The 13,541-nt window shown below is 50.7% G+C and carries 2 protein-coding genes; both read left to right on the top strand.

Annotation, left to right across the window (positions count from 1 at the left end):
- Nucleotides 1–728 precede the first annotated feature (728 nt).
- A complete protein-coding gene (locus R6H26_RS26785; RefSeq protein WP_404786992.1) occupies nt 729–9,773 on the top strand; it encodes a phytase in 9,045 nt (3,014 codons plus the stop codon).
- A 305-nt stretch (nt 9,774–10,078) separates the two neighbouring features.
- Entirely contained in the window at nt 10,079–13,501 is a 3,423-nt protein-coding gene (locus tag R6H26_RS26780) for an alkaline phosphatase (RefSeq protein ID WP_404786991.1), read from the top strand.
- Nucleotides 13,502–13,541: the final 40 nt, after the last annotated feature.

The following is a 13,541-nucleotide window of genomic DNA, read 5'->3' as shown; positions in this document are numbered from 1 at the left end:
TTTTCGATAAGACCAATCGAAAAACCACCAAAAACCTACAATTCTTTGACACAAAGTAGACAGAAATACATTTTTTCTTCAAGAAAAATGTTACCTGCTGCTTACCAGAATCGCATGTAAAATTTAAGAACACGTTAAGGATAATTTAAGTTTTCTTAGCTTCACTTTTACCTTTATCTATTTTCCAGAAGCCAAGAAAACCGACCAGCTCGAGCCTCTGTCGCTTTTGTTCGAGACAAATCTCTACACGCTCAATATTAACCTTTTCTGGACAGTCTCGGTTTTTTCTACCTTTTCAAGCTCGTCTGCGCCGCACAAATAAAATTAAGTCGAACTTAACCATAAATTAATCAAAGCTTGAACCAAGATCGCCGGAATTATTTTAGTATTCGATGGGGATCGACCTTGCGACAAGGTTTGCCAAGAATATTTTGTTGTTCTGCATCCAAGCAGAGTCTTTTCATTTTTCAATCTTGAAAAACGAGAAGATTAGTTTTTGATGCTTAAGCGTTCAGTTTTATTTGAAGTCAGAGTCAAGATTTTAGGCATAGATGAATTTGAATGGCATTCAATTCGTAAATCGAGATCTGAACGAATTCAAACAATAAAAAATGGGTCATTTATTCTTTAGAATTTTTGCTAAAAGTCGCAATTTTACTTGACGCAATACAGTTCTGAGATCGGTTGTCAATTGAGCTTCAAAACCTTGCAATAACCCAAGCATACCTATGTCAACTACCAGTACCGTTCGCCTTTCTCAATTCAACGCTTCTCTAAACCGTAATTCTGAAGAGCAGTTACTGACCGATCTATCGACTCCCAATAATGCTCAAGCCAAGGCCGTTGCCGAAATTATCCAGCGCAACAATCCCGATGTCCTTCTCATCAATGAATTTGACTACGTATCGGGGAATCCCCTGCAAGTCGTCCAACTCCTCCAGCAAAACTACCTTGGAATCAGTCAGAACGGAGCAACACCTGTCAACTATCCCTACGTTTATATTGCTCCTTCCAACACTGGAATTGCTTCGGGCTTTGACTTAAATAATAACGGCGCAGCAGTCACAACTCCAGGCACAGCAGGGTACGGAGACGATTCCTTTGGCTTTGGCAACTTTCCCGGACAATTTGGGATGTTGCTGCTATCGAAGTACGAAATCGATACCACTAATATTCGAACCTTCCAAAATTTTCTTTGGAAGGATATGCCCGGAAATTTGCTGGCAAACGATCCGACAGTCGATAATCCAGCAACTGCTGTCAATGAAAATCTGAATGGATTTTATTCGCCCGCAGAGATTGAAGTATTGAGGCTATCTTCCAAAAGCCACTGGGACGTCCCCATCAAAGTGAACGGTCAAACCGTTCATCTATTGCTCAGCCACCCTACCCCTCCCACCTTTGACGGTCCTGAAGATCGAAACGGGAAGCGCAATGCAGATGAGATCCGATTTTGGGCTGACTATATCACACCCGATCGAGGGAACTACATTTACGACGATAAAGGCAAGACAGGCGGGCTGGACAATGGCTCCAGTTTTGTCATCATGGGCGATCAAAACGCCGACCCGGTCGATGGCGATAGCTATAACAATGCCATCCGCCAACTGCTACTGAATCCAAACATCAATACTAATTCGATCCCGACTAGCACGGGTGCCGTACAGCAGGCAGATCTGCAAAAAGGAGCTAACCTCACTCAAAAAGGCAACCCAGCGTTTGATACCGCAGACTTTGCCGATACCGCACCCGGCAATTTGCGAACTGACTACATTTTGCCTTCGACGGATTTGCAAATTAGTAATTCTGCTGTAGACTGGCCGCTCAATAGCGATCCTGCCTTCGCCCCAGTCGGTACGTTTCCCTTTCCCAGTTCCGATCACCGTCTTATTTATACCGACGTGCGAGTGGGGGCGACCGAACCCGGCAAAACGGTTGCCAATCTGTCGTTTCAAGGTCAAACCACATTTCCAACTGGATTCATTCCTGCTGGGGCGGCTGGAGCCATTAATGGGGTTACAGTTCCCACTGGCGGATTGTCTGGAGTGACCTACGATGCTGGAAAAGATCGGTATTACGCCATTTCCGACGATCGCTCCTCGAATGCCCGCTTCTACACATTCACCTTAGATCCCGCGACGAACGCAGTTACATTTACCAATGTCGTTCAGCTCAAAGATGCGAGCGGAAACCCTTTTGCGGCCAACAGCTTAGACCCCGAGGGGATTGCTCTAACTTCAAACGGTACGGTCTTCATTTCTTCAGAAGGCGAAGTCAGGCCCGATCTTGGCGCAACGCGCGTTACCAATCCGTTTGTGAAGGAATTTTCCCTGGCGACGGGGCAAGAAATTCGATCGCTAAACGTCCCCAAAAAATTCTTGCTCGTCGTGCAAGACACCAATAGTAATGGCGTTGTCGATGCTGGCGATACCCAGACAGCAGGGATTCGCAATAACTTGGCCTTTGAGAGCTTAACCATTACCCCTAACCAGAAGACGCTCTACACCGCGACCGAAAATTCCCTCTTCCAAGATGGAGGCGTGGCGAATCCCACCACGGGCACTCGCTCTCGCATTCTGCAATACAACCTCGCAAGCGGACAGCCCGAAAAAGAATACCTCTACATTACCGACCCCGTTGCCGTTCCCCCCAATCCTGCCGGGCAGTTCAGCACCAATGGCTTAGTAGACTTGCTGGCGATCGACGATCGCGGTACCCTGCTGGCGCTGGAGCGCTCGTTCTCGACTGGCGCACCTGGAACGGGTAACACTATTAAAATCTACGAGATCTCGCTCCAGGGCGCGACGGATATCAGCACCACAGATGCGCTTGACGGTTTAACTGCGGAACAACTGGCGGCGATCGCCCCCGTCCAGAAGCGCCTACTCCTCAATCTCGACGACCTGGCATTGCCAACGGGCACGGATAACATCGAAGGTCTGGCCTTTGGGCCAAAGCTTGCTGATGACAGCCAGTCGATTGTCTTGGTGAGCGACAACAACTTCAGTCCAACTCAATTCACCCAAATCTTGACGCTGAACGCAGATGTCATTCCCACGGTCACACCCATTGTCGAGACGCGTCCGGCACTGTTGGATGATGATTCCCAACCGTTCAGTCAGAGAGCAGATGCAGACGACCCCGCGATTTACGTCAATCCTACCGATTCTGCCAAGAGCCTTATTGTCACCAGCGTAAAAAATGGCGGCTTGCGAATTTACGACCTAGCGGGCAATCTGGTACAAACCATCAATCCCAGCGATCCAGACATTCGCTACAACAATGTTGACTTGCAGTATGGATTTACCTTAGGTGGCGAGAAAGTCGATATTGCCGTGGCCAGCGATCGCAACAACGACAAGCTTGCCATTTTCAAGATCGACCCCAACACAACCAATGGGAATGTTCTAGAAGACATCACCGATGCCAGCGCCGCCACCCTGTTTCAGTCAGCGCCCTTTGCCGCCCCCTATTCTGCCTCGTCTCGGAGTGCCTACGGATTGGCGCTCTACCGCAGCCCCATCACGAATGAATACTATGCCTTTGTGAGCCGCCGCCAAACGGGAGATGTAGCCCAGCTCAAACTGATTGACAAAGGCAACGGCAAGATTGGCTACGAACAAGTGCGATCGTTTACCATTCCGTCGCCCACCGATCCCAATCGCTCGGCTCAAACCGAAGGGATGGTGGTAGATCGAGAAACCGGATTTCTCTACATCGCCCAAGAAGATGTGGGAATTTGGAAGTTCGAGGCCGAACCCACGGGCAGCGCTACAGGCAAGCTCATCGATAAGGTGCGCTTTGAAGGAGGCGAAAACCTCACTGACGATGCCGAAGGACTCACGATTTACTACGGCAAAAACGGGACGGGCTATCTGCTGGCCTCCAGCCAAGGCGACAACACCTTTGCCGTCTACACCCGCGAAGGCAACAACGACTATATCGGTCAGTTTGCAGTCGATAGTAACGGCAGTATCGATAGCGTGCAAGAATCGGACGGGGCCGATGTCATTAACTTGCCCCTCGGCCCTAACTTCCCCTTTGGTCTGTTTGTAACTCAGGATGGCAGCAACGACCCCGCCACCATTATTGACGATGAGAACGTCAGCTCCAACTTTAAGCTGGTTCCCTTCGAGAATATTGCCAACGCGCTACCCACACCGCTCAAGATCGATACCAGCAGCTACGACCCTCGCAACCCCGTTGCCCAACCCAGACTAACGACCTATGACTTTACGAACCTTCCCAAGCTAGGTACTACGTCCAAAGGTCAAGATATTTTGTTGGGTGGCTTTTCCGGCCTAGCGTTCCAAGGTCTGGCCCCCAACGGCAACCTGAAGTTTGTCACCCATACCGATCGCGGGCCAAATGGCGACCCCACGGGTCAAAACAGACCGTTTTACCTGCCCGACTTCCAGCCCGAAATTGTGAGTTTTGAACTCAACCGCACCACGGGCGAGATTACCATTACCGAACGCACGGGTCTATTCCGCCAAGACGGCACGACTCCACTCACAGGTTTGCCCAACCTCCAGGCCAAATCTAACGGGCTGGCCTACACCGATGAATTTGGCGTCGATTTAAACGGCAGCGTCTTGCCAAACGACCCCTTGGGCGCTGACCTAGAGGGGATTGCAGTTGCCGCCAATGGCGACTACTGGATGGTGGATGAGTACCGTCCTGCCATTTACCATTTCGATAACAACGGCAAACTGCTCGATCGCTTTATTCCCAAAGGCACTTCCACCGCCCCAGACCCCGACAGCCCCTCTGGAACCTTTGGTACGGAGGTTCTGCCGGAGGTTTACGCCCAGCGCCGCAGCAACCGAGGGTTTGAAGCCGTGGCCCTCAATGGCAACAAGCTCTATGCATTTATTCAAAGTGCGATCGACAATCCCGATAGTTCCGGCGATACGACATCCAGAAATTCGCGCAATCTCCGCATTTTAGAATTCGATACCATTTCTAAAACGGTCACGGGTGAGTATCTCTATCTTCTCGATGACATCACGGGCGCTGGAAATGCCAAAACAGACAAGATTGGCGATGCCGTCGCCCTAGGGAATGGCAAGTTTGCTGTGGTGGAGCGCGACGATCTCTCGACCAACGCATCGAACAAGCTGATTTATCAGATCGATCTGGCTGGGGCAAGCAACATTAACAACCCTGCCAACTTCACCCTCCCGTCGGGCAAAACCATCGAACAACTCACGCCTGCGGAGTTGACAGCGGCCAACATTGCCCCTGTCAGCAAGAACCTTATTGCGAATGCTGCTCAGCTCAGCTACACGGGGGTCGAAAAGCTAGAAGGGCTGGCCTTGGTGGCACCCGATACCCTCGCCCTCATCAACGATAACGACTTCAATGTGAGCGGCAACTCGCCGACTGAAAGGCTTGGGATTCTGGAGCTTCCCCAAGATCTTGAAGTAACGCCCACGGTTACCCTCAAAGGCTTTGCGTCCCTTCCTGCCGATTCCTTTGCCGATGGCCCTCCGGCTGGCAGCGCGGTGGCCAACCCCACCAATGGAAGGAGTACGCCGTTTCCAAAGCAGCCGATCCAAGGCTTCAGCGCCGTGCAGGTTGCCGATGCAAACTCGTTCTACTTTATGCCGGACAACGGGTTTGGGGCGAAAGGCAACAGTGCCGATTTCTTGCTGAGGGTCTATAAAGTCGATCCGAGTTTCCGAGGTGCCGAACCCAATGGAGACGGCAGCGTTAACATCCAAAGCTTCATTCAGCTCTCCGACCCTGATAAGAAAGTTCCTTTCAAGATTGTCAATGATGGGACAAGCGATCGCCTCCTAACGGGCGCAGATTTCGACATCGAATCCTTCAATATCGCCGCTGACGGCACCCTGTGGTTTGGCGAAGAATTTGGCCCCTACGTGCTGCACACCGACGCGACGGGCAAGGTGCTAGAGGCTCCGATTCCAACGCCAAACCCAGTCAAACTCAATACCTTGGGTGGCAAAGCTCCCATCGCGATCGGGCATCGCGGGGCCAGTGGCGAACTGCCCGAGCATACCCTTGGAGCCTATAAGCGGGCGATCGAGCAGGGCGCAGACTTCATCGAACCCGACTTGGTTTCCACGAAAGATGGGGTACTCATTGCCCGCCACGAGCCAAACCTGATCGCCACCACCGATGTGGCAAACCGTCCAGAATTTGCCAACCGCAAGACCACCAAGGTTGTGGACGGCATTGCAGAGGAAGGCTTCTTTGCTTCAGACTTTACCCTGGCAGAAATTAAAACCCTCCGAGCCGTCATGCCCCAGGGCTACCGCACCCAAATCTTTAACGGTCTGTATGAAATTCCGACCTTGGAAGAAATTATTGCTTTGGTCAAACAAACTGAAGCCGATACCGGACGTAAAATCGGCATCTATCCAGAAACCAAGCACCCAACCTTCCATGACGACTTGGGCCTGTCTCTTGAAGAACCGCTTTTAGAAACGCTGCAAAAAACGGGATTCACGGACCCCAGCCGCATCTTTATTCAGTCCTTTGAAGTGAGCAACCTCAAGGAGCTGAATCAAAAAACCGACCTGCCCTTGGTTCAGCTCCTCGACGCCTACGATGTCGCGCTGGATGGCTCGCTGATTTACGAATCCGTCAACAAGCAGCCCTACGATTTCACGGTCAAAGGCGACCCCCGCACCTATGCCGATCTTCAAACCCCTGAAGGCTTAAAGGAAATTTCGACCTATGCCGATGGCATTGGGCCTTGGAAGCGCATGATTGTCTCGGTCAAGGGAGTGGATGCCAATGGCGATGGGCAAGCCGATGATGTCAACGGCGATGGAGCCGTCAATGATGCAGATAAAACAACGACTGCCCCCACGTCTCTGGTTCAAGATGCCCATGCCGCCGACTTGCTGGTGCACCCCTACACCTTCCGCAACGAAGGGCGCTTTTTGGCCTCTGACTACAACGGCGACCCCGCCCAAGAATTCCAGCAGTTCATCAATTTAGGGGTGGATGGCTACTTTACCGATTTCCCCGGTACGGGCGACTTGGTGCGCGATCGCATTACGGATCCCTTCGTGCGATCGCCCCAAAACCCCGATGTCCTCCAGAAAACCACCTTTAACACCCTGGATGGCAATGCCCCCTTGGTGCTCGGTCATCGCGGGGCCAGCGGTTCCCGCCCAGAACATACCTTGGAGGCGTACAAACTGGCGATCGCCGATGGGGCTGACTTCATCGAGCCGGACTTGGTTGCGACCAAAGATGGCATCCTCATTGCGCGCCACGAAAATGCCCTGGCCGTTTTGAATGCCGATGGCAGCATCAACCGCACCGATACGGGTACCGATATTGCCACCCGTCCAGAGTTTGCCGATCGCAAAACCACAAAGGTGATTGACGGTCGTACTATTACAGGCTGGTTTACCGAAGACCTTACGCTTGCAGAAATCAAAACCCTGAATGCGATCGAGCGCCTGCCCGATCTGCGCGGCACCAAGTTTGACGGCGACAAGCTCAAAGTTCCGACCTTGACTGAAATTATCGATTTAGTCAAGCAAGTCGAAAAAGATACCGGACGTAAAATTGGGATTTACCCAGAAACTAAGCACCCTACCTTTTTTGCCACAGAAGGAACGCGCCTAGATGGCACTAAGATCGACACCAACTTAGGCAAGTTGCTGGTAGACACCTTAGTTGCCAACAACTTCACCGACCCCAATCGCATCTTCATTCAGTCCTTTGAAGTCAGCAATCTTCAAGAACTGAACGACACGTTGATGCCAGCGGCAGGAATTGATATTCCGCTAATTCAGCTTTTTGGCGGCGCAACGGACAAACCCTATGACTTCAGGGTCAGCGGCGACCCTCGCACCTACGGCGATTTGACCAAGCCCGCCGAACTGGCCAACATTGCCAAATATGCCGCTGGCATTGGCCCCAGCAAGCGATTAATCGTACCTGCAAGCACCGTCGATCTCAATAAGGATGGCAAAGCCGACGACCTCAATGGCGACGGACAAATCAGCGATGCCGATCGCGTTTTAGGAACGCCCACCACATTGGTGCAAGACGCCCACGCCGCAGGATTGAAGGTTCATCCCTATACTTTCCGCAATGAGGGATTTTTCCTAGCATCGGACTACAAGGGCGACCCTAAGAAAGAATACGAGCAATTTATCCAGTTGGGCGTCGATGCCTACTTCACGGATTTCCCTGGCACGGGCGACTTGGTGCGCGATCGATTCGTCGGCACTCCCGCTGTCTCCAACCTCGGCGGCTCCAGAGGCTTTGAGGGGATGGCGATCAGCTTAGATAAAAAGACGCTCTACCCATTACTGGAAGGAACCGTCGTAGGCGATCCGGCTAATGCCCTTCGGGTTTATGAATTCGATGTGGCATCGGCAACCTTTAAGGGGCTGCTGGGTTACTACCGCAAAGAAAATCCAGCCCATGCGATCGGCGACTTCACTGTCATTAACGAGAATGAATACCTCGTCATCGAGCGAGATAACAACCAAGGCGCTGCTGCCAAGTTCAAGAAGATCTTCAAGGTAGACCTCTCGCAGAAAGATAAAGATGGTTATTTTGCCAAGGAAGAAGTCGTTGACCTGTTAAACGTGAGAGATCCCAACGATCTTAACCAAGATGGAAGCACTCAGTTTACTTTCCCCTTCCAAACCATTGAATCGGTTGTGGTTTTAGACGCCAACACCATTCTGGTTGCCAATGACAATAACTATCCCTTCTCGATTGGTCGCCCTCCTGCAATTGATAATAATGAAATGATCCAACTGACGTTGGACAAACCCCTAAATCTGGCAACACCTGTTCTCAGCGTGTCTGCAACCACAGCAACTGCAACGGAATCCGATGCAAAACCAGGCGTGTTTACGGTCTCTCGCGTTGCCAGCACCAGTACCGCTCAGACGTTTAGCTATACCCTGAGCGGCTCCGCCACCAACGGAACAGATTACGCCAGCTTAAGCGGCACTGCCACCATCGACGCAGGCCAAACCTCCATCGAAATTAAGGTCGTTCCAGTGGATGACACCCTTGGCGAGCCGAATGAAACAGTTTCTTTGAAGCTAGATACAGGAACGGGCTACACGGTCGATCCAGCCCAAACTGCTGCCATAGTGACGATCGTCGATAACGATGTAGCAGTAGCGCCCGTGGGAACCCGAGGGGATGACGACATTGTTGCCGTGCCTGGAACGAACTTCGACGGTCAAAACGACATCGTCTTTACAGGCGCTGGAGATGACACGGTGGACCTCACGACCGTATCGGCTTCTCCTACCGCCGGAAACAACCGAATTAATACTGGCAAGGGAAGCGATACGATTTTTGCCAACAAAAACGATCGCCTCTTTGGAGGCTCCGGCCCGGATACTTTAGACGCGACCGATAGCCAAGGTGGTAACCGCATGTTCGGCGGTGGGGGTGACGATATTTTCTTCCTCGGAAAGGGCGATCGCGCGTTAGGGGGCGGTGGCGACGACCAATTCTACGTCCAATCCGGGGGCGATAATCTCCTCTCTGGCGGGGCAGGCAGCGACCAATTCTGGATAGCGAACGCAGAAATTCCCAGCGCTGCCAATACAATTCTAGATTTCCAAATGGGCACGGATGTTATTGGCATTTCTGGTGCTGCGGGCTTGGGCATCTCTGCAACTACGCTCAAATTAAATCAAGTAGGTTCAGATACAACTATCGCCTTTGAAAGTCAAACCTTAGCAACCTTAAGCGGGATTCAAGCTACGGAATTAAGTTTGACGAACACCAGTCAATTCATTTTTATCTAAGTAGAAATCAATGAAGATCGCCGATCGAACAGACTTGCATTCAAAACATGGTCTTAATTCTTTTTTAGACTTTTCTTAATCTTGGTGTGTCACCTTGGTAGAGAGACTTCAAGGTAGCCGATCGAGATTTCAGTCACATGTAAAACACCAAAAAATCCTAACGATGATTGTAATGCTGATCTCAAAAAATTGGCATATTTTTCTCCGATTAATGGTTTGATTTTGAATAAGCTACGCTCGGCTTTATTCAGAAAATATCTAATTCATAGCTTGCGAGTTCAACAATAAACTTTGAGGAGTTAAATATGATGAATTCTACTGCTGGGAATCACGTAATTTTCTTCCACCCGGATGGAACCAGCCCTTCTCACTATGGGTTCGTTCGATTTGTAGATAAAGGTCCAGACGGACGTTTGAATTGGGATATGATGTCCAATTCTGCGGTTTACTTGGGACATATGGAAGGCCAGCTTGGAGGGACTTCAAATGCTGGTGCTGTCACTCATGCTACGGGAACAAAGGTATATGCAGAATCCTTTGGATTGAATGCAGATGGTTCGCCCGTTACGTCCCTTTCTGGCAGTACAGGGAAAACAATTGTTCAAGAGGCAATCGCCGCAAATAAAGTGACTGCATTAGTCCAGTCAGGTGCAACCTTTGAGCCAGGGACGGCAGCTTTTGTCTCTCAGGTCGGTGAAATAGTAGATGCCAATGGAAACCGGGTTCCCCCCCGTCAGCGTCATGCAGATATCACCAAAGACGTCATTCTCTCTGGAGTTGACTTCATTCTGGGTGGTGGCGAGCTGAATATGTTGCCCGTGGGAACGGATGGATTTCATGGTTCTGCCGCTCAATATGACGCGCTTAGCACCAATCCTTTGCAGCGCCCTAGCGAGAATTTGATTGAATTAGCAAAAAGCAAGGGGTACACCGTTGTTTATACCGAGCAACAGCTTAATGACCTGCTCGATCCAACTAAATACCCTACGCCTCCAACCAAAGTTTTAGGCGTGTTTGCGCCCGTTCACACCTTCAACGATCGCCCTGAAGAAGTTTTAGCGCAAAGAGGATTGCCACTCTATCTTGAAACAGCACCCACCATTGCTGAAATGTTGGATGTTACCCAATCGCTGATGAAACAGCACCCTAATTTCAAGAATGGTTCAATTGCAATCATTGAAGAAGAAGGGACTGACAACTTTGGCAACAATAACAATGCTGCTGGCACGCTTGAAGCATTGCGACGAGCAGATGCGGGCATTGGGGTGGCGATGGACTTTGTCGAAGAGTATCCCAACACTTTGCTACTCACTGCGGCTGATAGCGATGCTGGCGGTTTACAAGTTCGCGATCCCAGAACCGCCGATCAACCCGTCGGTAATATTAACAACAATCCCACTACCACTGCGCGCAACGTCCCGATGGATGGGCAAACTGGGTCAAATACACTCCCCTTTTCTGCGGCACCCGATGCGAATGGAGATGTCCTGGATTTTGCGATCGCCTGGGCAGGTTCGCCTGACTTTAGCGGTTCAATTGTGTCCAAAGCGCATGGTCTGAATGCAGATCGGTTGCCTTCAACCGTGGACAATACGGGAATGTATGAGTTGATGTATGAGACTCTATTCAATACCGAACTAGATTCCCGAAATCCAGCGCCAACCCCTGCACCCAAAGCAACTAAAGACACTGGGAACGTAATTTTCATCCACCCTGACGGCACCAGTCCTTCCCACTATATGGCGCTGCGGAATGTCGATAAAGGGCCGGATGGTCGCCTTAACTGGGATCTAATGTCCAACTCTGGCGTATATCTAGGCCACATGGAGAACCAGTTGACTGGAACCTCCAATGCAGGGGCGGTTACCCATGCTAATGGGGTAAAGGTATTCAATGAATCCTTCGGGTTAGAAGAAGATAACTCTCTCATAACGCCAGCATCTGGCAAGGAGGGCTATACCATTCTCGAAGAAGCGATTGAAGCTGGCAAAGCAACCGCCTTAATCCAATCCGGTCAACTCGCGGAGCCAGGTACAGCAGCCTTTGCAGCGGAAACTACGAATCGAGATGGAAATGATGTACGGGCGCGCGATAAATACTCAGAAATTATCGAGCAGGTCATTCGCTCTGGAACGACTGTCATCATGGGTGGTGGCGAGCTATACATGCTGCCGCAGGGCACGACAGGTTTTCACGTCACGGCTGAATTAGATGCCTCAGAAACCCGTCCCGAGCGGCGTCCCAGTATTAACCTCATTGAATTAGCGAAGTCCTTGGGCTACACCGTGGTTTACACCGAAGCGGAAATGAATCAGGTGGTCAGTAGTGCAAATCCCCCCCAAAAACTCTTGGGTGTATTTGCTGCAACCGATACCTTCGACGCTCGCACGGAAGAAGAACTCAATTTAAACTCCGACAACCCTTCACCTTTATACGTCGAAACTGCGCCGACTGTTGCAGAGATGCTAGATGCATCCTTAAAAATAGTCGAGCGAGATCCAGATGGATTTTTTGTCGTCGTTGAAGAAGAGGGGACTGATAACTTTGGCAATAATAACAACGCCGTCGGCACAGTTGAAGCGACGCGTCGAGCCGATGCAGCCATTGGCGTGGCGATGGATTATGTAAACACCGAAGATCCCAATACTTTGGTGGTTACAGCCGCAGATAGCGATGCGGGTGGTTTGCAGGTTTTCCAATTCGAACCTTACACCCGTCCCCCTGGGAATTTTACCCCTTCAACACCAGCCCTAGCAGATAGCGAACCCCAAGCTCCTTTCATTAGCGTCAACCCCACAACCACAAATACCAATCAATCCGTATTAGATGGGGTCAATGGTAGTACAGGAACTCCAGATGCTCCTTGGAAACCATTTGCAGCTCAAGATAGCATTGATGGGCCGATGGGTAACTTTGGCGTTGCTTGGGTCGGGACTCCCGACTTCCCTGGCAGCATTGTTGCTAAAACCTACGGAATGAACGCGGATAAACTTCCGAGTACCTTGGACAACACGCAAATCTATGACTTGATGTACGAGACCTTGTTTGGCGAAACTCCAGAATTTGTAGCGACACAGCAGGATACTAATTTGGTCTCTGGCACGAATTCAGACGATTTGTTTATCGCGGGGGTTTTGGCTGGTGAGTTTGATGGTATCAACGACACCGTATTTACTGGCGCGGGAGATGACGAAGTTGACGCTCAGACTGCCTCTTCTCCAATTGCCGGGAAAAATCGCATTAATACTGGCAGCGGCGAAGATGTGATTTTCGTCAACACGAACGATCGCGTGTTTGGCGGCGATGGCAGCGATACCTTTGATGCGACAGATGGTAAGGGCGGCAACCGCATGTCTGGCGGTGCAGGCGACGATTTGTTTTTCCTAGGAAAAGGCGATCGCGCGTTAGGCGGTGACGGCAACGATGAATTCTACGTCCAATCTGGGGGTGATAATCTTCTCTCTGGCGGAGCAGGCAACGACCAGTTCTGGATTGCAAATGGCGAAGTGCCGAGCGGCCCCAACACCGTCCTCGACTTCCAAATCGGCACGGACGTCATCGGGATCTATGGCGCGGCCAGCCTTGGTATTTCTGCAACAACGCTCACATTAAATCAAGTGGGTGCAGATACATCCATCCTACTTGGGGGCCAGACTTTGGCGACCTTGACTGGCATCCAAGCAATAGATTTAACGTTGAATAACCCTAGCCAGTTTGTTTTTGCTTAAGCCAATAGCATCAAACGACTCAAAGCGAGTTTTTAGAGTC

It is taken from the genome of Altericista sp. CCNU0014 (assembly GCF_044923475.1).
In the GTDB taxonomy this organism is placed as follows: domain Bacteria; phylum Cyanobacteriota; class Cyanobacteriia; order Thermosynechococcales; family Thermosynechococcaceae; genus JAAURS01.
Note: the sequence above shows the minus strand (reverse complement) of the source record. Positions and strands in the feature narration are given on the sequence as shown.